The 21,033-nt window shown below is 40.5% G+C and carries 24 protein-coding genes; 16 read left to right on the top strand and 8 right to left on the bottom strand.

Annotated features, from left to right (window positions below):
* The first annotated feature begins 83 nt into the window (after window positions 1–83).
* The 7 genes from pcnB to yjgA are packed head-to-tail and all read left to right on the top strand — an operon-like array spanning window position 84 to window position 5,418.
* Window positions 84–1,541, top strand: coding sequence for a polynucleotide adenylyltransferase PcnB (gene pcnB / locus B9T30_RS03450; RefSeq protein WP_086183784.1), 1,458 nt, complete (start codon window positions 84–86; stop codon window positions 1,539–1,541).
* A complete protein-coding gene (gene folK, locus B9T30_RS03445) occupies window positions 1,538–2,026 on the top strand; it encodes a 2-amino-4-hydroxy-6-hydroxymethyldihydropteridine diphosphokinase (protein ID WP_086165004.1) in 489 nt (162 codons plus the stop codon). Before pcnB ends, folK begins: the two co-directional genes overlap by 4 nt.
* A 39-nt stretch (window positions 2,027–2,065) precedes the next feature.
* The gene (gene panB, locus B9T30_RS03440; protein ID WP_086165003.1) at window positions 2,066–2,875 is read left to right on the top strand and encodes a 3-methyl-2-oxobutanoate hydroxymethyltransferase; all 810 of its coding nucleotides are present in this window, start codon (window positions 2,066–2,068) and stop codon (window positions 2,873–2,875) included.
* Window positions 2,876–2,877: 2 nt separating this feature from the next.
* Window positions 2,878–3,723, top strand: a complete 846-nt coding sequence (gene panC, locus B9T30_RS03435) for a pantoate--beta-alanine ligase (protein ID WP_086183783.1) — start codon at window positions 2,878–2,880, stop codon at window positions 3,721–3,723.
* 38 nt (window positions 3,724–3,761) lie between these two features.
* Window positions 3,762–4,613: an RNase adapter RapZ gene (gene rapZ, locus B9T30_RS03430; protein ID WP_004649821.1), complete on the top strand. Its 852-nt coding sequence runs from the start codon at window positions 3,762–3,764 to the stop codon at window positions 4,611–4,613.
* Window positions 4,610–4,879: an HPr family phosphocarrier protein gene (locus B9T30_RS03425; RefSeq protein ID WP_034696949.1), complete on the top strand. Its 270-nt coding sequence runs from the start codon at window positions 4,610–4,612 to the stop codon at window positions 4,877–4,879. The genes rapZ and B9T30_RS03425 overlap by 4 nt, the downstream gene beginning before the upstream one ends.
* Window positions 4,880–4,881: 2 nt before the next feature.
* On the top strand, window positions 4,882–5,418 hold the full coding sequence (gene yjgA / locus B9T30_RS03420; RefSeq protein ID WP_086183782.1) for a ribosome biogenesis factor YjgA: 537 nt from the start codon (window positions 4,882–4,884) through the stop codon (window positions 5,416–5,418).
* 91 nt (window positions 5,419–5,509) lie between these two features.
* On the opposite strand, the gene B9T30_RS03415 is transcribed toward yjgA, so the two are convergent.
* Window positions 5,510–7,153 (bottom strand): acyl-CoA synthetase, encoded by a 1,644-nt coding sequence (locus tag B9T30_RS03415; RefSeq protein ID WP_086183781.1) that lies wholly within the window; start codon window positions 7,151–7,153, stop codon window positions 5,510–5,512.
* Window positions 7,154–7,802: 649 nt separating this feature from the next.
* On the opposite strand from B9T30_RS03415, the gene thrS reads away from it, so the two are divergent.
* Both thrS and infC read left to right on the top strand, forming a co-directional pair.
* The gene (gene thrS / locus B9T30_RS03410) at window positions 7,803–9,725 is read left to right on the top strand and encodes a threonine--tRNA ligase (protein WP_086183780.1); all 1,923 of its coding nucleotides are present in this window, start codon (window positions 7,803–7,805) and stop codon (window positions 9,723–9,725) included.
* Between the two features lie 5 nt (window positions 9,726–9,730).
* Window positions 9,731–10,282: a translation initiation factor IF-3 gene (infC, locus tag B9T30_RS03405; RefSeq protein ID WP_081399747.1), complete on the top strand. Its 552-nt coding sequence runs from the start codon at window positions 9,731–9,733 to the stop codon at window positions 10,280–10,282.
* A 114-nt stretch (window positions 10,283–10,396) separates the two neighbouring features.
* On the opposite strand, the gene B9T30_RS03400 is transcribed toward infC, so the two are convergent.
* A complete protein-coding gene (locus B9T30_RS03400; protein ID WP_086183779.1) occupies window positions 10,397–10,855 on the bottom strand; it encodes an Hsp20 family protein in 459 nt (152 codons plus the stop codon).
* A 309-nt stretch (window positions 10,856–11,164) separates the two neighbouring features.
* On the opposite strand from B9T30_RS03400, the gene B9T30_RS03395 reads away from it, so the two are divergent.
* The 3 genes from B9T30_RS03395 to B9T30_RS03385 all read left to right on the top strand — a co-directional run bounded on the left by B9T30_RS03395 (window position 11,165) and on the right by B9T30_RS03385 (window position 12,622).
* Complete coding sequence (locus B9T30_RS03395; protein WP_086183778.1) at window positions 11,165–11,788, top strand: glutathione S-transferase N-terminal domain-containing protein; 624 nt, start codon at window positions 11,165–11,167, stop codon at window positions 11,786–11,788.
* A gap of 105 nt (window positions 11,789–11,893) precedes the next feature.
* Window positions 11,894–12,181 (top strand): hypothetical protein, encoded by a 288-nt coding sequence (locus B9T30_RS03390; RefSeq protein ID WP_319830008.1) that lies wholly within the window; start codon window positions 11,894–11,896, stop codon window positions 12,179–12,181.
* A gap of 15 nt (window positions 12,182–12,196) precedes the next feature.
* A complete protein-coding gene (locus tag B9T30_RS03385; protein ID WP_086183777.1) occupies window positions 12,197–12,622 on the top strand; it encodes a YqaA family protein in 426 nt (141 codons plus the stop codon).
* Window positions 12,623–12,657: 35 nt separating this feature from the next.
* Here the strand turns inward: B9T30_RS03385 and B9T30_RS03380 are convergent, their stop codons facing one another.
* A complete protein-coding gene (locus B9T30_RS03380) occupies window positions 12,658–13,404 on the bottom strand; it encodes an energy transducer TonB (RefSeq protein ID WP_086183994.1) in 747 nt (248 codons plus the stop codon).
* A gap of 103 nt (window positions 13,405–13,507) precedes the next feature.
* Window positions 13,508–14,767: an MFS transporter gene (locus B9T30_RS03375; RefSeq protein ID WP_086183776.1), complete on the bottom strand. Its 1,260-nt coding sequence runs from the start codon at window positions 14,765–14,767 to the stop codon at window positions 13,508–13,510.
* 235 nt (window positions 14,768–15,002) lie between these two features.
* Here B9T30_RS03375 and rpmI point away from each other — a divergent pair, with 235 nt between their 5' ends.
* The 3 genes from rpmI to B9T30_RS03360 all read left to right on the top strand — a co-directional run bounded on the left by rpmI (window position 15,003) and on the right by B9T30_RS03360 (window position 16,221).
* Entirely contained in the window at window positions 15,003–15,197 is a 195-nt protein-coding gene (rpmI, locus tag B9T30_RS03370; protein WP_067721945.1) for a 50S ribosomal protein L35, read from the top strand.
* A 12-nt stretch (window positions 15,198–15,209) separates the two neighbouring features.
* Window positions 15,210–15,569 (top strand): 50S ribosomal protein L20, encoded by a 360-nt coding sequence (rplT, locus tag B9T30_RS03365; protein ID WP_004649808.1) that lies wholly within the window; start codon window positions 15,210–15,212, stop codon window positions 15,567–15,569.
* An 88-nt stretch (window positions 15,570–15,657) separates the two neighbouring features.
* Window positions 15,658–16,221 carry an NADAR family protein gene (locus tag B9T30_RS03360; protein WP_086183775.1) on the top strand — a complete coding sequence of 188 codons (564 nt, stop codon included), beginning with the start codon at window positions 15,658–15,660 and terminating at the stop codon, window positions 16,219–16,221.
* A 95-nt stretch (window positions 16,222–16,316) separates the two neighbouring features.
* Here B9T30_RS03360 and B9T30_RS03355 read toward each other — a convergent pair whose 3' ends face one another.
* From B9T30_RS03355 to lgt, 3 genes are all read right to left on the bottom strand, one after another.
* Window positions 16,317–16,688 (bottom strand): hypothetical protein, encoded by a 372-nt coding sequence (locus tag B9T30_RS03355; RefSeq protein WP_086183774.1) that lies wholly within the window; start codon window positions 16,686–16,688, stop codon window positions 16,317–16,319.
* Entirely contained in the window at window positions 16,688–17,074 is a 387-nt protein-coding gene (locus tag B9T30_RS03350; RefSeq protein WP_086183773.1) for a hypothetical protein, read from the bottom strand. The genes B9T30_RS03355 and B9T30_RS03350 overlap by 1 nt, the downstream gene beginning before the upstream one ends.
* A 197-nt stretch (window positions 17,075–17,271) precedes the next feature.
* Entirely contained in the window at window positions 17,272–18,084 is an 813-nt protein-coding gene (gene lgt, locus B9T30_RS03345; protein ID WP_086183772.1) for a prolipoprotein diacylglyceryl transferase, read from the bottom strand.
* 93 nt (window positions 18,085–18,177) lie between these two features.
* Here lgt and B9T30_RS03340 point away from each other — a divergent pair, with 93 nt between their 5' ends.
* The gene (locus B9T30_RS03340) at window positions 18,178–18,960 is read left to right on the top strand and encodes an NRDE family protein (RefSeq protein WP_086183771.1); all 783 of its coding nucleotides are present in this window, start codon (window positions 18,178–18,180) and stop codon (window positions 18,958–18,960) included.
* Between the two features lie 42 nt (window positions 18,961–19,002).
* Here the strand turns inward: B9T30_RS03340 and B9T30_RS03335 are convergent, their stop codons facing one another.
* Window positions 19,003–21,021, bottom strand: a complete 2,019-nt coding sequence (locus B9T30_RS03335) for a PhoX family protein (protein WP_086183770.1) — start codon at window positions 21,019–21,021, stop codon at window positions 19,003–19,005.
* Window positions 21,022–21,033 lie beyond the last annotated feature (12 nt).

The raw sequence follows: 21,033 nt of genomic DNA, 5'->3' as shown, positions 1-21,033 counted from the left end.
ATCAAATTGCCCTTTGATTGTGTTAGATATATGATTAGCGTCATCTTAGATATTTTACGTTCAGACGTAGGAGACAGCGTCTTTTGCAAACTTTGCACGCGTCAAAATGTGGTTTATCAACCGCTCAATTACCTTCTTACATCTTAGATGTTATCGATGCCTTAACCAAGGCAGGCTTTGAAGCGTATATCGTTGGTGGTGGTGTTCGTGACTTAATGTTGGGTCTAAATCCTAAAGATTTTGATGCCGTCACCAACGCTACACCTGCTCAAGTGAAAGAAGTTTTCGGACGACGTTGTCGTATTATTGGACGACGTTTTGAGCTTGCTCATGTTTATTCCGGTCGAGAACTGGTCGAAGTTGCGACTTTCCGTGCGCCACCGAAAAAAGCGGTCACTTCTGCTTCGGGCATGATTTTACGAGATAATAATTGGGGCACGATTGAGCAAGATTTTGCTCGCCGTGATTTTTCGATTAATGCGATGTATTATCAACCACGTAAAGGCATCGTACTCGATTTTTGTCATGCCATTGATGACATAAAAAATAAAACTTTACGCTTACTGGGCGATCCAACTTTACGTTTTGAAGAAGATCCTGTCCGTATGCTGCGTACTTTACGCTTTGCAGCAAAATTGAATTTTAGTATTGCACCTGACATTTTAGAGGTTTTTACCCCTGAAATGACCCAGTTGCTGCGTGATATTTCTCCACATCGTTTATATGATGAATCGCAGAAATTATTCACTATGGGGCATTTGAATCGTGTGCTCCCGATGCTGATCGATTTTGATATTTGGCGTCAGCTCTTTGCAGACATCGATCCAGAGATCTCAACCTTTATTGAACGTGCTGCCATCAATACTGATCAACGTATTCAAATAGGTAAAACTATCAATCCTGCATTTTTCTATGCGGTTTTGTTATGGAAACCTTTTTTAGAGCGTTGTGAGTTTTATGCAAATAAAGGCATGGTTGCTGCTGAAGCGCGAGCACAAGCGGGTTTAGATGTTTTAAAACGTCAAGCCACGCGAACCATTATTCCACGTTTTGCAGAAACCTTTATTCGTGAAGTTTGGGAAATGCAAACTCGTTTGCTTAGCCCTAAACCACAGCAAATTCAAGCCTTATCTACCCATGCACGCTTCCGTGCAGGATTTGACTTTTTGTTACTTCGAGAGAAGTCAGGTGATCAAAGCACACAAGGCATGGGAACGTGGTGGGATTCGTATCAGTTGATGAGCACCGATGAAAAAGAACGTGCCATTAGTCAATACAACCGCCAACGTGCAAAAAGCCGTCGTAAAGCTCAAACTGGGGATGTGGTTGAGCCTAAATCGGTATCTGTTGAGATTGAGCCTTTGGTTCAAGAGACTGCACCACGCAGTCGTCGTGAGCGTAGCAGGGATAGAAGCAAACCTGAAAGACCTGTTCAAATGGTGACTTCAGGGGGTTCGGAAATTCGAGCAGATCACCCGATTTTAAAACGTAAACGGGTCAAACGCGATTTAAACCAAGTGGTCTTTGGGCCGACACAATGACCACTGTAACTTATATTGGTTTAGGCAGTAACTTGGGTGACTCACGGCAAATTCTGATCGAAGCTGTGCAAAAGCTGGCAACGCTTGGAACAGTGAAAACATCGAAGTTATATCAAAGTCCGCCCATGGGACCACAAGACCAACCGAATTATTTAAATGCGGTGGTACAGTTGCAAACCGATTTAGCCCCTTTGGCTTTATTAGACCAATTACAATGTTTTGAGCAAGAGTCTGGTCGAGTACGTTTACGCCATTGGGGTGAACGGACTTTAGATTTAGACTTATTGGTCTATGGTCAGCAACACATACACAATGCCCGTTTAACGGTGCCACATGTTGGGCTGTTTGAGCGAGATTTTGTGGTGATCCCTTTGTTAGACTTAGATGCAAATATAGAAATCAAAGCACAACGATTAAAAGATTTACCCGTGGTACAACATCCGACAGTTGCTGTTTTGGATGATGACTCTTGGTCAAATATTTAATTTAGACATGTTCTTGGAACGTGTTAGAGGAACATCTTGATGATTAGTCTCAGTGACTTAAGACAATTTAAAACCAATGGCCGCAAATTTTCTTGTTTGACTTGTTACGACGCCAGTATGGCGAAAGCAATGGAACTTGCACAAGTCGACAGTATTTTAATTGGCGATTCTTTGGGGATGGCGATTCAGGGACGTGATTCAACGTTGCCCGTTACTGTAGAAGATATGGCTTACCATACAGCAGCAGTACGCCGTGGTAATCAGCATGCCTTTATTATGACCGATTTACCGTTTATGAGTTACGCCACTTTAAATGATGCTTTAAGCAGTTCAAAAACTGTGATGCAAGCGGGTGCGCAAATGGTCAAAATGGAAGGCGGTGCATGGTTAAATGAAACGGTCACTGTTTTGACCCGAAATGGTATTCCAGTCTGTGTACATTTAGGTTTAACCCCACAATCGGTGCATGTCTTTGGTGGCTATAAACTACAAGCACGTACACGTGAAGCTGCGGATCGCTTAATTGCTGATTGTAAAGCAGTGGTTGAAGCGGGTGCATCTTTATTATTATTAGAATGTGTGCCTGCACAATTAGGCAAAGAAATTAGTGAATTGTTTCCTGATGTGCCTGTGATTGGTATTGGGGCGGGTGTCGATACTGACGGTCAAGTACTGGTTGTTCAAGATATGCTGGGCTTGACCTTTGGTCGCGTGGCTAAATTTGTGCGTAACTTTATGAAAGAACAAGCGGGAGAAACTGCAATTTTGGATGCTTTTAAAGCCTACCATGCTGCGGTACTAGAGGGCTCTTTCCCTGCTAAAGAACACACTTTTCAAGTCGAGCTGTAAACATGAAAACAGAAACCACGATTCAAGGATTATCAGCGTCACTCAGTCCAGCTCGATCAGCGCGAAAAATTATTGGTTTTGTTCCGACCATGGGGAATTTACACGAAGGTCATTTAAACTTGGTGCGTGAAGCACGTAAATTATGTGATGTCGTGGTGGTCAGTATTTTTGTCAATCCCATTCAATTTGGTCCAAATGAAGATTTTGAAAATTATCCGCGTACTTTGGAGCAGGATAGTCGTTTGTTAGCCGATGTGGGTTGTGACATTGTTTTTGCGCCTACCGTTGAACAAATGTATGGTAACAAACCACGCTTCACCAATATTAGCGTGTCTGATATCACCAATGATTTATGTGGTTTACAGCGTCCAGGTCACTTTGATGGCGTGGCGGTGGTTGTCACAAAATTGTTTAACATTGTACAGCCGAATTTTGCTTTCTTTGGACAAAAAGATTATCAGCAACTGGCGGTGATTCGTCAGTTTGTACGTGATTTGAATATTCCGTTAGAAGTCATAGGTGTACCAATTACGCGTGCAGAAGATGGTTTGGCACTGAGTTCGCGTAATGGCTATTTAACTGAAGAACAGCGTAAAATAGCACCGACCATTTTCCAAAGTTTAAAAGCGGCTGAACAAGAGCTACACAATGGTGTTAGTCTTGTAGAAGTGTTAGAAAATATTAAGCATACGTTGACACAAGTTGGTTTTATTGTGGATTATGTGGAAGCACGTACACCTGAATTGCAAAAAATTGAAGAATTTAATCAGAATGTTATTCTATTTATTGCCGCTAAATTAGGAACTACTCGACTGATTGATAACTTACAAGTTAAACAAACGGTATAGTTTTAAGCAAACAGCATAAGCTAAAGGATAGCCTTGCCATGAAGCGTATTTTAATCGTTACAGGACAATCTGGATCAGGAAAATCATCTGCCTTGCAGGTGCTTGAGGATTTAGGTTACTACTGTATTGATAATTTACCTTTGGCCTTGCTGCCTGAAATCGTGGCGAAGCTGGATCGTGAAAATAATCTAGAGCAATTGGCTTTAGGGGTGGATGTCCGCAGTACTCGCGCAGATTTGCAAGAATTTGACCATGTTTTTGAACAATTACAGAAACATGGTTCGGTTGATATTATTTATTTGACCACGCAAGACCAAGAATTGATTTCTCGTTTTAGTGCATCACGTCGCCCACATCCTTTAGCCAGTCGTTTTAAAAGTTTGACTGAATGTATTCAGGAAGAAAAAACATTATTACTTCCGATACAATTACGCTCAACAGTACATATTGATACCACCGATAAAAGTGTGCATGATTTAAAGCACACTTTATTGTCCAAACTTGGGCAATCGGATAACTTAATTTTAATTTTACAATCTTTTGGTTATAAACACGGTATTCCACTTGATGCCGATTATGTGTTTGACGTACGTCATTTGCCTAATCCACATTGGGATTTGGAATTGCGAAAATATTCAGGTTTAGATTTGCCTGTGCAACAATTTTTGCTACAAAGTGAACAAACCAATGAGATGTTCCAAGATATTTACCATTTTTTAGATAAGTGGTTGCCTGCCTTTGCCGAAGGTCACCGTCACTATATGACAGTGTCGATTGGGTGTACGGGAGGGCAGCACCGTTCAGTATATATCGTGGATAGACTTAAAAAAGCCCTTGAGGAAAAATGGTCTATTCAGGTCTTACACAGGGAAATGAAGCACTGGTCATGATTGACACAACTGTTGACGTAATTAATAAACTAGGTTTACATGCGCGTGCGTCTGGAAAGCTAATCGAAGTCACCACCAAATTTCGTTCATCGATTCAAATTGGTAAAGGTGATAAATTGGTGGATGCAAAAAATATTATGTCCTTGCTCATGCTTGGTGCAGGCAAGGGCACAACTTTACGTTTAGTGCTTGATGGTGCAGATGAAGAACAAGCTTTATCTGAAATTCAGGCACTATTTGCAGCAAAATTTTACGAGGCAGATTAATCGTGGCACGTCGACCGCAACAGCGTTTTACTGAAGATGACTTTGACACTTTAGAAGGGCGTGCAAGTAAAACCGAACAAAAAAAAGCAGTGCAACGTATGGCTGCTTTAGGTGAACAATTGGCTGAATTGAGCCTGAAACAAATTCAGAAACTTCCAGTGGAAGAGCGTTTAATTGATGCTTTGTTAGATGTGCGTAGTATTACTTCACATGAAGCACGTCGTCGCCAATTTTTACGTATTGGTAAATTGTTGCGTAATGAAGATGAAACCGTAATTTTATCTTATTTAACGCCACAGCAAGGTGCGAAAAAAACAGCACAATTGAACCGTTGGGTAGATCGTATGATTGCTCAAGGTGATCCTGTGATTAAGGAATTTATGAAAGCGCATAATGCGGCAGAGCATCATCCAATTCGTCAGCATATTTTGCGTATTCATCGTGATATTGCAAAACAATTGACTGAAGATGAATTGGCCGCTTCAAAGCTCAAATTGTTTAATTACATCCAACAAGTGGCTTTAATTTCAGACAATTAATTTGTTTACCTTTAAAGTAAAAAAAGCGGCTCTTGTGAGTCGCTTTTTTTATTGCTCAAAACCTTCTTCATGTGCAGAAGGTTAAAGAGAACTAATTAAATTCACTGACAGCACGTTCTTTTGCCCAATCACGTAAGATGAATTTTTGTAGTTTCCCTGTCGATGTCTTGGGAATTTCGGTAATGATAATATCTTTTGGCACTTTAAAACGTGCTAAATGCTGCTTGCAAAACTCAATCAGTTCTTCAGCTGTTGCTGTTTTACCATTTTTAAGCTCCACAAAGGCACATGGAACTTCTTGCCAACGTGGATCAGGTTTGGCAACCACGGCTACAGTGAGTACGGCAGGATGTTTATATAATATTTCTTCGACTTCAAGTGACGAAATATTTTCACCTCCTGAAATAATCACGTCTTTTGAACGATCGGTAATTTTGGCATAACCATCGGGTTGGCAAACAGCAAGATCACCAGTATGGAACCATCCACCAGCAAAGGCTTCAGCGGTTGCTTCAGGGTTTTTTAAGTAGCCTTTCATGACAATGTTGCCACGGAACATAATCTCGCCCATGCTTTGTCCATCATGAGGCACTTCTTGCATGGTTTCAGGATCAAGTACTTTCATGCTGTCTTGTAGCGGATAAGGTACGCCTTGACGTGAATGGAGTTGTGCTTGTTCTTGAATGGACAAATCACTCCAGCCTGCCTGTGAGGCACAAAGTGCAGAAGGGCCATAGGTTTCCGTTAAGCCATACACGTGAGTCACATTAATCCCAATATTACGCATGCCTTCAATGGTTGTCGCAGGTGGCGCGGCTCCTGCAACCATGACCTCGACACGGTGGTCAAAGGCCGTTTTTTTATCTTCTGGGGTATTAATTAGCATCGATAAAACAATAGGCGCACCGCAGAAATAATCGACTTTATGTTCAGCAATTAATTTGAAAATCAGCTCCGCATCGACTTTACGTAAACAGACGTTAGTGCCACCGTTGGCGGCCATAGTCCATGCAAAGCACCAGCCATTACAGTGGAATAGAGGCAGTGTCCATAAATAGGTTGCACGAGGTGTCATACCACAAGCAATGATATTACTGGCTGCATTGATATAAGCACCACGGTGATGGTAAACCACGCCTTTAGGATTGCCTGTGGTTCCAGAGGTGTAACTTAAACTGATTGCATCCCATTCATCTTGAGGTAAATGCCATTCAAAATTTTCATCGCCGTCAAGCAGCCAGTCTTCATATTCAATTTGACCAATCGGGGTCGAAAATCCATACTCATATTCAGCATCATCGACATCAATCACATAGATGTCTTGCGAAACCAGTGCCAGTGCTTCTGTGGCAACTGCTGCAAATTCAGGATCGACCAATAATACTTTGGTTTCCGCATGTTCCAGCATGAAAGCTAAAGTTTTGGCATCTAGACGGGTATTTAAGGTATTGAGTACAGCACCCGCCATAGGAACAGCAAAGTGCGCTTCAATCATGGCAGGAATGTTGGGAAGCAGTGCAGAAACGGTATCATTTTTACCGATGCCGAGTTTTTGGAGTTGGCTAGCAAACTGACGGCAACGATTGTATGTTTCACGCCAAGTAATACGACGCTGACCATAAATAATCGCATGTTGATTTGGATAGATATATGCCGCACGATCAAGATAGCGTAGCGGTGACAACGCTACAAAATTTGCGGGAGTACGCGGTAATTCATCGTATACGCTAACCATTTTAAAACTCCATTCTATATTTATTTTAAAACCCTGCCGAAAAGATATGCACTTCTAAAGGGTCTTGCATTTAGGCTTTAGTCGAGTGTTTTTTTTAAACTTATAACATGTTGAATATTAATAAAATTATTTTATTGTGCTTGGTCTTTTTGAACGCATGGGTTCCCATCTTTGCTTTTTTAGTTATTTTACTCTAATCGGGAAATTAAAAGTAAGATTAGCCGAGGAATAATAATGAAAATACAATGGGTGAATAAAATATGGAGCCATTGATCGAGACGTTAAAAAAATTTCGCCTTAAATTTTCCAATCTAGACATGTATTTGAATGATAAAAAATAATGTAATCACCTATATAAATTCGTCCCGTGGGGCAGGTCATTTGTTTGGTGCAGTTGTAAGACCCAAATAAAAATCAGTTTTAAGCGTGATTGTCGTGGTTTTAGGCAGGGGGGACTAGGCAAAAAATGACAAATCTATCGCAGATCGAGTTTTTTCCCGCGAAAAGGTTTAATCGAAGGGTTAAGACGTGTAAAATTCTAATCGATTTTTATTTATCCACCGTTTTTATCTTTTGAGGTTCTCCTCGATCATAATCTCGCGGTGATATGCCCCATGGTACGGGGCATCACTCCTTAAGGATTTTTTATATGCCAATTATCACTTTGCCAAATGGTGATCAAAAACAATTTGATCAAGCCGTATCTGTGATGGACGTTGCGTTAAGCATTGGTCCTGGTCTTGCGAAAAATACAGTAGCAGGTCGTGTAAACGATCGTCTAGTTGATGCATCAGACTTGATTACTGACGATGCAACCGTACAAATCATTACACCGAAAGACGAAGAAGGTGTAGAGATTATTCGTCACTCTTGCGCGCACTTGGTTGGTCATGCTGTTAAACAATTGTTCCCAGAAGCAAAAATGGTCATTGGTCCAGTCATTGAAGAAGGTTTCTACTATGACATCTGGATGCCACGTCCATTCACTTTAGATGACATGGCAGCGATTGAAGAGCGCATGAAAAAGCTCATCGATCAAGATTATGATGTCGTGAAAAAAATGACACCGCGTGACGAAGTGATTGCAGAATTCACAGCACGTGGCGAAGAATATAAATTACGCTTGATCGCGGACATGCCTGAAGAAACGCAAATGGGCTTGTACTACCATCAAGATTATTTGGATATGTGCCGTGGTCCGCATGTACCAAACACTAAATTCTTAAAATCATTCAAGCTGACTAAAATCTCTGGTGCTTACTGGCGCGGCGATGCGAAGAATGAACAATTACAGCGTATTTACGGTACAGCTTGGTCAGACAAGAAACAACTTGCGGCATATATCAAACGTATTGAAGAAGCAGAAAAACGCGATCACCGTAAAATTGGTAAAGCTTTAGACTTATTCCATATGCAAGAAGAAGCACCGGGTATGGTGTTCTGGCATCCGAATGGTTGGACCATTTACCAAGTACTTGAACAATACATGCGTAAAGTTCAACAAGACAATGGTTATCAAGAAATTCGTACACCACAAGTGGTTGATTTCACCCTTTGGGAAAAATCAGGACATGCTGCAAACTATGCAGACAACATGTTTACCACGCATTCGGAAAACCGTAACTATGCGGTAAAACCGATGAACTGCCCATGTCACGTGCAAGTGTTTAACCAAGGTTTAAAATCTTACCGTGATTTGCCTATTCGTTTGGCTGAATTTGGTTCATGCCACCGTAACGAACCATCGGGTTCATTACACGGCATTATGCGTGTTCGTGGTTTTACCCAAGATGATGCACATATTTTCTGTACCACTGAACAGATTGGTAAAGAAGTTGCTGATTTCATTAAGCTCACTTTAGATGTGTATAAAGATTTTGGCTTTGAAGAAGTGCAAATGAAATTATCAACACGTCCAGAAAAACGTGTTGGCGATGACAAACTTTGGGATATGGCTGAAAAATCTTTGGCAGATGCTTTAGATGCAGCAGGTCTGGCTTGGGATTTACAACCGGGTGAAGGTGCATTCTACGGTCCAAAAATTGAATTCTCATTGAAAGACTGCTTAGGTCGTGTATGGCAATGTGGTACTATTCAGTGTGACTTCAATTTACCAGAGCGTTTAGACGCATCTTATGTGACTGAAGACAATGATCGTGATCAACCTGTTATGTTGCATCGTGCAATTCTTGGCAGTTTCGAACGATTTATTGGTATACTAATTGAACACTACGCTGGCTTCATGCCACCTTGGTTAGCGCCAGTACAAGCGTGTGTCATGAATATTACAGATTCACAAGCTGAGGCATGTGAGTCAGTCGTCGCAAAACTTAAAGAAAGCGGTATCCGTGCGATTTCAGACTTGAGAAATGAAAAAATCGGCTTTAAGATTCGTGAACGCACATTAGAGCGTATTCCTTATTTATTGGTTCTTGGAGACCGAGAAGTAGAGGAAGGTACAGTCAACGTACGTACCCGCTCAGGAACAAATTTAGGTACTATGTCAATCGATGCTTTCGTTGACTTAGTGAAAGCAGCCGTAGCCGAACGCGGCCGGTACATTGTGGAGTAACAGCGATTAAACAGCCTGACCGTAATCAACAGGGTGGTAATAAATCAAACCGTCCTGCTTTGAATGATGAAATTCGTGCAAAAGAAGTCCGTCTTGTAGACGAAAATGGCGAACAAAAAGGCATCGTAAGCTTGGCTGATGCCTTACGTGCTGCTGAAAGCGTTGATCTTGACTTGGTTGAGATTGTTGCAAATGCAGAGCCACCAGTTTGTAAAATTATGGACTTCAATAAGCATTTGTTTGACCTTAAGCAAAAGCAAAAAGAAGCGAAGAAAAAACAGCATCAAGTCCAGGTGAAAGAAATCAAGCTCCGCCCTGCGACTGATGTTGGTGATTACAACGTAAAATTACGTGCAATTATCAAGTTCCTTGAAGAAGGCAACAAGGTAAAAATCACCTTGCGCTTCCGTGGTCGTGAAATGGCTCACCAACAATTAGGTCTTGCTCAATTACAAAAAGTTGAAGCAGATGTAATTGAATACGGTACAGTCGAACAAGCACCAAAAATGGAAGGTCGTCAAATGGGTATGCTACTTGGACCGAAACGTAAAAAGTAAGCACTCATTGATCAAAAAAGCACTGCATATGCAGTGCTTTTTTACGTTTGTGTTTTGATAAAATTGATCTTACAAGTTAAAAAAGACCAGTCATCGACTGGTCTTTTTTGTGCTTTATTCAGTTTTAGGCGAATCTAAAAGTTCATTACCTTTTCGACCAATTGGAATGTGTCGTGGTAATTTTTCTTCAGGAATAATACGCTGTAAGTCTATTTTCAATAAACCATGTTCATAGTCAGCTCGTTGTACCTCAATATGTTCATCTAAGCGTAAAGACAGTTTAAATGAACGATCGGCAATGCCTTTATGCAGAAATTCAACGTTTGTATCCGACTTTTCTTCAACCGATTTCCCTGTGATGGTGAGGACTTGATTTTCCAGCTTAATTTCTAGTTGCTCTGGATTAAATCCAGCGGTTGCAACGACTATGCGGTAGTTATGCTCACCAGTTTTTTCAATATTATAGAGCGGATAATTGGGTGTATCGCTTTGCATTGCATAATCGAATAAGTCATTGAGTCGGTCAAAACCAATGCTACGACGGAATAATGGACTAAGACTGAAGTTGCTCATTGATAGAACCTCCTGAAATTAGCAAAGTTTTATAAACAAGATTTTGATTGCTGCATTCGCGGCATCTTCAGCAATATCCTTAAAGGCATATTGCTGTATTTTAAATATAGGATTGCTTTTGTAGATTTCAACAATAAAATTAAAAAAAAGTAAAAAATCTTCATTTGATAATTGCTTGCAAAATTTTGTGTTCAATCATGCTATTTGCTACATGAAGTTGTACTGTTTGTTGCCATAAAACATGCTATAACTAAGTGTAAATCTCAATAATGTGATGTAAAAAAATGAGAAAAGTGGAAGGTAGAGAGCATGATTGATCTATATTATTGGGGTACACCCAATGGTCATAAAATTACAATAGCATTAGAAGAAATGGCGTTGGATTATCAAATTTTCCCCATTAATATTTTGGAAAATGATCAGTTTCAACCTGACTTTTTACGTATTTCTCCCAACAATAAAATTCCAGCCATTGTGGATCAAGATGGGCCTCGTGGCGAAGCGATTTCCGTGTTTGAATCTGGTGCAATTTTACAATATTTGGGGCGTAAAACAGGCTTGTATTATCCCACGGATGAACAGCAGCGCGTTGAGGTAGAGCAGTGGCTGATGTGGCAAATGGGCGGTTTAGGTCCGATGCTGGGGCAAAATCATCATTTTAATAAATTTGCACCTGAAAAAATTCCGTATGCGATAGAGCGTTATGTCAATGAAACCAAACGGCTTTATAGTGTGTTGAATCAACAGTTAATCGGTCAAAAGTATGTGGCAGGTGAATATTCAATTGCTGATATGGCAATTCTGCCGTGGATATTACGTTATGAATGGCAGCAAATTCAGTTAGAAGATTATCCTTACGTAAAAGAATATATTGAACGCTTAACTGCACGCCCAGCCGTGCAACGTGCATTAGCGCTTAAAGTGGTGACTTGATTGCAAAAAATAGCGTATGTTTTTGTGCTAAGATCTCGTGATTACACCGCTTAAATTTCGCAGAAATAAACCACCCATTGCGGTGGTTTTTTATTGGATGACATGATGATGAAAGATTTTTTCTTAAATTTAACGCGTATTATTGAAAGCAATGCGAAAATTTATTGGGCGATTATCTTTGGTATTGCATGTTGTTTATTGCTTTATATTGCTGAAATAATTCATATGCAATCCTTGGCGGAAATGCTAAAAGCGAGTGCACCATCGGCATCGGGTGAAGTTTTTGGTGTGATTGCACGACGTTATAATTTAGCCCGTGGATTGGTGATGGTGTTATTTATTGCTTGGTCTGTCTATGAATACAAGACAACCAAGAAAAAGCTTGGGCTTTAACCGCATATTTAGCGCATGTGGTCTTATGTTTTATTGTTTATTTCGGCTTTTGGCGCAGCAACCTTATTGCCATTGCAGTCAGAAGCCGTTTTATTGGCATTATTCGCTGAAGGCAGTCATTCGGTCATTGCGCTACTGTTTGTTGCCAGCTTAGGAAATATTTTGGGTTCTTGTGTGAATTGGTGGCTCGGTTTTAAAATTGAACACTATAAAGATCAAAAGTGGTTCCCTGTTTCTGAAGCTAAAATGTTGAAAGCACAGACCCTATATCAAAAATATGGCTACTGGTCATTGCTGCTCAGTTGGGTGCCGATTATTGGCGATCCGATTACCCTCATTGCAGGTTTACTTAAAGAAAACTTTGTACGGTTCTTATTGATGGTGAGTCTTGCAAAAATAGGGCGTTATGTTTTTATCTATTGGGCTTTTTCCATGTTTTAAAAAAGAGATGCTGCTGCATCTCTTTTTATGCTTTTTTATTCTGGACATTGATTGAGATCAAATTTGATTTCATCTTTCAGGGTTGATTTTTTATATAGCCATAATGTGCTGGCCGTGCGCTTCACAGAAATTTGGCTCTGTGAAACTGCCTGAACAACAGCTTGGTCTACCGCATAAATACCTGAACCTTTTGCCACTTTAACTTTTTTCACATCACCGTGTTTATTCACTTTAAAGCTGAATTTTACCGCACGATTATGTTCATTTAACTGCTCCGAATCGAGCTCTAAAGTCGGTTGGTTACGATAGGAAAAAGCGGTTTTTTTCTTTTGTTGTTGAGCTTGCCAATTTTTAGAGTCAAATTGATACTGACAAACTTCTCTATCTTCATCGGAGCTTAATTTTAAGCTGAAGGTTTGGTAGCCAATCACTGGCGTTGCGGTATCCTTTTCAACATGCGGTTTGACATGTGCTTCACGAACCGCTTGCACTAAAAGATTATCTAAATGCGTTAAACCGGTACTTTCTTGTACGCGAGCTTCGGCAATATTGCCTGTTTCATCGGCATAGATCCGAATAATGGCACTTCTATTTTGGTCTTTTAAATCTTCATTTTTATACTGTGGGCGTGGAAATTTGTTCCACTGAATGCGTGTAGTCAAGTGCGCGGGAAGGGCTGCGCTTTTCTGAACGGAAAGTTGTTGTGTGGCTTTAGGTTCAGCACTATAAGCAGCGCTTAACGGTAAGCTGATGAGTAGAGAAAAACACAGGATTTGTTTCATAAATATTATTTCTTTAATCAAATCAGAGAAGGCAGCGGTAGCGGAGCATTGTAAGTGCGCAGTATTTCCTGAATTGAAAATACTCGCAAGTCTAAAAAATAAATTAATGCCTTTGATCATTGCCTTGACTAATATCTACACCAAATAAATCTTTGGTTTTGATCCAGCTTATGGTGACGACAGCCATCGTCATACAGCCGCCCAATACCGTTGCCATGATGGTTCCCATGTATTTTGCCGCTAAGCCAGATTCAAAAGCCCCCAGTTCATTGCTGCTTGAAACAAACATGCCATTTACTGCGGCTACGCGGCCACGCATATTTTCAGGCGGATAAATTTGTAGAATGGTTTGTCGCACGACCACTGAAATACTGTCACAAGCTCCTGTCATGGCTAAAGCAAACAGGGATAACCACATGTTATTTGAAAAGGCAAACAACAGTGTGAATAGGCCAAAACCTGCAACTGCAAGCAGCATATTACGCCAAGCATTTTGTGTAGGGGGGAACTTGGTTAAGGCAATCATGGTCATGAGTGCACCAATAGAAGGTGCTGCACGTAAATAACCTAAACCTTCAGGGCCAATTTTTAAAATATCTTCAGCAAAAATAGGCAGCAGTGCAATTACACCACCAAACAGTACCGAAACCAAATCAAGAGAAATCGCCCATAGGACAATTTTGGTTTTCCAGATAAAACGGAAACCATCACCCAAACTTTCAATTAAATTATTTGTTTCGATTTTAGGAAAGCTGCGTTTTTGCAGTAGATTAATTAATATAAAGCAAATGGCGAGTAATACCGCCACAGTAAGTAAACTGCTTTCACGACCTAAAAATGCCAGCATGAAGCCACCCAACATCGGGCCAATAATCACGCCACTTTGCCAACCAATGGTGGTCCAAGTTGCACCATTGGCATATAGCTCGCGTGGGATTAGGAATGGCTTAAGCGAGGTTGCAGATGGATTATAAAAACCACGAATGGTGCCTAAGCCAAAAATGACCGCATAAATTCCCCAAGACAGTGTGTTGACTGTGATTTGACCTAATCCATAGCGATGAAACAGCCACCATAAAACCATAGGTAAGGGGATTGCAAAGAATAAACAGATTTTCATGATGTTCTGTTTGTTAAAGCGGTCGGCAAAATAACCACCCCATAAAGACAAAGCGATAAATGGAATCGCTTCGGCTAAACCAATCAAGCCTAAGGTCAAAGGATCTTTGGTAATTTGATAAAGTGAATAGGCGACAATAATTTCTTGAATTAAAATAGCAATCGTCAAACAGAACTGATTCATCGTGACGATAGAAAAATCGCGATAACGTAGGGCTGCAAAAGCATCCAGTGCAGGGTTCATATGGGTCCAGCATTCTTATGTTGTGATAATTATAAGGCCGAATAGTGGGTTTTTAATAAAAATATAGCACTTTTATATTCAAAACAAGACTCAGTCCAGCAGATAATCAATCGGTATATTTAAGGATATTTGCTTTTGTTTTAAGCAAAGATGCTTTAGAATACTGGCTCCCTTACCTGCAGGTCGTTTTTGCAATGGTGCAGACGCTCCGAACAGGTGTTCAAAAGAGGTTGTTATGCCTAAGATGAAAACTCGCCGTGGTGCTGCTAAACGCTTTAAAGCGACAGCTAACGGTATCAAGCGTAAACAAGCGTTCAAACGCCACATTTTGACCAAAAAATCTGCTAAGCGTATTCGTCAATTGCGCGGCTGTGTAATGGTTCACGTAAGTGACGTTGCTTCAGTTCGCCGTATGTGCCCATACCTTTAAGGAGATTTATAAATGGCTCGTGTAAAACGTGGTGTCCAGGCTCATCGCCGTCATAAAAGAATTCTTGCTCGTGCTAAAGGTTACTACGGCGCTCGTTCACGCGTATATCGCGTAGCGTTCCAAGCAGTAATCAAAGCTGGTCAATATGCTTACCGTGACCGTCGTCAGAAGAAACGTCAATTCCGCGCTTTGTGGATTGCTCGTATCAATGCTGGTGCGCGTCTAAACGGTTTGTCGTACAGCCGTATGATTGCTGGCTTGAAAAAAGCTCAAGTAATCATCGACCGTCGCGTACTTGCTGACATCGCTATGCATGATGCAGTTGCATTTGCTGCTATCGCTGAAAAAGCGAAAAGCGCATTAGCTGCTTAATCATCATAGATGATTCAAAAAAAGACCGCTTTTAGCGGTCTTTTTTATTTTAGATTATTTTTAAGTAGATAATAATTAGAGATAAATTATGAATAATGAAAATTTTTTAAATGATTTAATACAACAAACACAGCAAGGTGGTCAGTTCAAATATTTATATTTTTGGGGGCATACTCCAAAGCAAGCTAATATTGTTGATAAAAGTTGTTTTAGTCAGTGGTTTTCAGCGCAATTTGAATTGGATGGGATTACATATCTCACCGCTGAGCATTATATGATGGCGCAAAAAGCACAGTTATTTCATGATGATGAGACATTTAATCAAATCTTAAAAGTCACACATCCGAATGAAGCAAAGCAGTTGGGTCGAAAAGTACAGAACTATGATGAACAGACATGGAAAGAAAAACGATTTAACATTGTGTTGCAAGCAAACCTTGCTAAATTTTCTCAACATCTTGAATTAAGAGATTTCTTAATTGCCACGCATGATCGCATTTTGGTTGAAGCATCGCCAGTTGATGCGATTTGGGGTGTTGGTCTGGCGCAAGATCATCTAGATATTCAAAATCCAGAGAAGTGGAAAGGATTGAATCTGCTCGGCTTTGCACTCATGCAAGTTCGCGCTCAGCTTTTGGCTCAGTCTAACTGAGCTTTTTAGGGTTAGACACGATTGAGTTCGAACATTTGATGAAAAATGAATTGATAGATTGGAGAGGAAAAGAAAAAAACTTGAGTGATCTGTGGTTAGCTTGGATCAAATCTTCGATTCGGAAAGGTTGATAAGATAAATAAACCAATGGCTGTAAATCCAATGCTTTGTAGGATCAGTATAACTTTATGTTCGGTAGGCAATGCTGCAATTAAAGTCATCAATGCCGTGAATGGCATCAGCCTAAATAGAAGAGTAAAGCCATTTTTATAAGGGTTATCTGCTGCGATTTTTAAGCTTAAAGCTCTGAGTAGATGTATACCCATACCAATCATCAGGCTGATTCCGGTAAACATAGCGGAGAGTTGTTGCACGGTGGAACAGAGATAAATCATGACACAGGTGGCAATACATACCAGCAGTTTAATTTGACGCGTACATCTGTCCGAATACCAAAACTGCAACATTATTTCTGCTCATCTGTAAGGTCATTTTGATTGAGTAGCGATAATGGCGAGAATAAACAAATGGCTAAAGCCATAAAGCCAATCCCTTGTGCGCCAGGAATTAAAATTTCTCCCTCTTGCATATGCATAAAAATGAGTGACATTAAGAGTGCAATGGGAATCCACGTGAGTAGTCGATATAACAAACCCGTTGGATGTTGAGCAGCAAAATGAATTTTACAATAACGACACATCAGAAAAATGATGCCTGTACCTAAGAACATGAGTATTGCATCAAGTTTGAGTGGTTCCATCCAATAAAGCACGCCTGTGGCAATCGCGATGACAATAAAAATCATGAGTTTACGGAAAATTGAAACTTGAGGATTAAACCAAAATTCGAGCATAGGCTTTGGGTAACGAGATGAGAACTGCGAGTACTTTAGCATATGAACTAAAGTGAAGCACGGCTTCAGCTTATGGGTAGCTCATCTTAAATGAAGCGGAGAGGACTAAGTGTGATCAAGAAAAAGGAGACGCTATGGTCTCCTTCATTCAGTGTGGAATATATGGCTTATCGCTTTAGATCAGAGCATTTTGTAAGTTAGCTATTTTTTAATGGACCCCAATCATAAGTTTTCTTTTGGTAGGCATACCACATCATCCATAGACCAATCAAAATCATGGGTACAGTAAGGAATTGACCTTTACTCATCCAGCCAATAAACAGTTGTCCATGGTCGGGTTCGCGGAAAAATTCCACCACAAAGCGTGCAATACCGTAGCCAATCAAGAACAGGGCTGAAACCGCCATACGTGGGCGTGGTTTGGAACTAAACCACCAGAGCACAATAAACAGAATGAGACCTTCTGCTAAGGCTTGATAAAGTTGTGATGGATGACGAACCAATTGTAGCGGATCGGTCGGGAAAATCATCCCAAGCGCAAAATTTGGATCGGAGACCTGACGACCATACAGTTCACCGCCAATAAAGTTACCAATACGACCAAACATTAAGCCTGTAGGTACGCAAGGTGCAATAAAATCGAGGGTTTGAAACCACGTCATCTGGTATTTTTTACACCAGAACAGCATGGCAATCATCACGCCCAAGAAGCCGCCATGGAAGCTCATACCACCTGTCCAGACTTGGAATAACCACAGTGGATTGGCAAGAAATTGTTCAAAACCATAAAAGAACACGTAGCCTATACGACCACCGACAACGACACCTAAAGCACCATAGAAAATCAGGTCAGAGACCATATCGGGTGTCCAACCATCACGCTGTTTGGTTCTATAGGTGGCAAGCCCCCAAGCAAATAAAAATGCCAATAAATACATTAGTCCATACCAATGTACTTGTAAGGGTCCCAGTGATACGGCAATTGGGTCAATATTTGGATAGGTCAGCATTCCTGTTCCTTGTCATTATGTTTTGCACAGATTTTAGCTGAATGTGATGAAAAATGTTGTACATTCAATGTGTAAAGATAATGAGCACGGATTATGTGTATTGTAGCTTTAGCTTGGCAGGTGTTGGATGATACACCGTTATGCTTAATTTCAAATCGTGATGAGTTTTATCAGCGTCCGACCAGTGGTTTAAAAACTTGGCAAAATAGTTCGATTATTGCTGGACAAGATTTGCAGTCAGGTGGAACGTGGATGGGGGTGACTGAATCGGGCCGATGGGCTGTAGTGACCAACTTTCGAGATGGCACCGATCAAAAAAAATATCAGACTTCACGCGGACAATTGATTCAACGTTTTTTACAATCAGATTTAACACCAATTCGCTTTGCTCAAGCCTTAGAAAAGCAACAACTTGATTATGCTGGTTTTAATTTATTTATCGGTGATCAGCATCAAGCGGTTTATATGAGTAATCGCGGTGAAGCGCCACAAGTCTTGGCTCAAGGGGTATATGTGGTTTCTAATGGTTTAATGACCGAACACTGGGAAAAGACCAAGCATCTCCGCAAGCGCTTTACCCAAGAGTTTTTACCTATGTTGCAACAGAGCACGACAGCAGAAGCAGATTTGGAATTTGCAGTGTGGGATATTTTAGAAGATGAACGTAAAATTATTGCTGAATTACTGCCACAAACTGGCATTAGTTTAGAAATGGAAGCACTATTATCTTCTACTTTTATTCAAAGTCCAATTTATGGCACACGCTGTTCAAATTTTTTAAGAATGAAAAACCAGACATGGTTATGGCAAGAAAAATCCCAACAAGGCGAGACTCAAGGGAAAATTATTAAGCTGAATTTTCCCTTAATTCAATAAAAAAATACCGACGTGAAGTCGGCATTTTTTAAAATTGTTTAGTTATTTCTTAGGATTTGCAATTTTTTTAACGATGGATGGCATTGGGTCCGCTGTGATGTAGCCAACTGATGCTGCATAACCATCATTATAATTTGCATTAATTAAGGGGGTGAGTGCAGTTTTGACAACATTATGAATACCACCCCAATCACCTGCGTGCTGGAAGTTGCTCATAATATACGTCCAACCATTAATGGAGTCGACCGCATGTAAGCCTGTTGCTTCTGCACCTGCGGGTGTGGAAAGAATACGATCAAGTGATTTCGTATCAACATTGTAGGCCCAAAGGAAGTTATTCACATGGTTACCGCTGTCTTCACCAATAAATAATGTGCGCAGGGTTTCAGAGAATTTTAAATTATCTGGGCTGGCAATATTATTTGGATTAGCAGTATTACCTAGGCTGTCAGCAGGAATATCTTCGCCCATGCGTAGCATATGGCTTTGATATGGAACCCAAGCACTGTCAATGAGGCTATTTCCAGTATCGACCAGACTGCCTTTTAAGTCATGCGCCATAATGCCGCCAGCTTTAACAACTTTGCTGAATTTGACGTTATGTGAAGCTACCCAGCCAGTTTGACCTTGCACCATAGAGCCTTGAATATTCGCCAAAGCAGAGTAAGCAACTTTATCTTTAATGTTGACCGTTGTGCCTTCCATTTTTGTAAACGCCATACTGCCGCCTTTTAACGCTGCATAACGGTGGGTTTCAAGGAATGCTGCTGCCAGTTCAATTTCAGCTTTGCTAAAGCCATTGTTGGCTTCTTTAAGTTTTACCCAAAGGGTTTTACCATCTAAAACAATTTCGCTATAGCCCGTTGTATCTGCTGGAGCGGTGGCTAAACTTTCCATGATATTTTCAGCTTTAATACCACGAACATTGACTAAATCTTCAATGGTTTTGCTGTCTGAATGACCTAGTTTGATCCATTCAATGCCAGCAGTTGACGTTTCATTTAGCTCATTTTTGTATTTAGCAACATAAAGTGAGCCAGCAGATAAGTCTTTTTCTTTGTCTGCAACGAACATGAAGAAACCGCCATTGGTATAGTCGTCACCCATAATGGCAGTACGATTATCTGGCATGACTTGAATCAATTCATGTGAAATACGGCCTAAGCAATAATGTTTCTTCGCCGTTGCACCGCCTTTACCATCTAAAACAATTTCAGGCATATGCCCGTAGTTGTAAGGATTGGCTTGAGTTTCATTACCGTACAAATATGAGCTATATGCTTTTAATGTGCTGAGTTTTGTACCAATTTGATTGAATGCATCAGGTTCATATTCTTCACTAGAAAGATGGGTATTCCATGGTGAAAGGCTTGCACCACAAGTAATCCACAAACCATGAACTTTTGACATATCGACATTAAAGTATTTTTTAAGTTCTAAATGACCTGTGGTCTGATCTTGATCTAAAGTGAGGACTGCGATTGGAGAGGGCAATTTGCCATACATATCCTGTTTCGCAAGATTTTTAGATGCATATTCAAATTGAACAACATGAAAAACAGGCTTATTGACGCCAGAAACATTGGCACCTTCAATGTGAATCAGGGAAGAGCCATCAGGGCAGTCGGAGAAAAATTGACGTGATGTTCCTGCAAGGGAAGTATCTAAAATTGGCTGATTATTAATATTATAATAACCACCTGCTAAAATTTTTCCACCTGCTAAGTTGTCGACCTCTACACCCGTGTTAAAGAAAGATTTATAACCAAGTGTATATTCAGTTTGGCTATTGTCATCCCATTCAATCGTTAACTTAGATGCAACCGTTGTTGTCGCCATCGCTGCGGCATTGCTTAGATCTGGTGCAGCCATTGGAGTGAATTTAGCATTTTTAAAATTGGCTACTTTTGTTGGTGGTGTAATCACAGCAGCAGTATCGTTACTGTCGTTACATCCGCTGAGTGCTGCGGCTGTACTCATTGCCCCCAAAGGTAAAAATGGAATTCCTGCAAACCATTTAAGCAGATCACGGCGACTTGGCTGATTAGAAGTGGCTGTCATAATAAATCCGTA

The sequence above is a fragment of the Acinetobacter sp. ANC 4973 genome (genome assembly GCF_002135275.1).
GTDB lineage: Bacteria > Pseudomonadota > Gammaproteobacteria > Pseudomonadales > Moraxellaceae > Acinetobacter > Acinetobacter kyonggiensis.
This window is presented reverse-complemented; position numbering and strand designations above follow the sequence as displayed.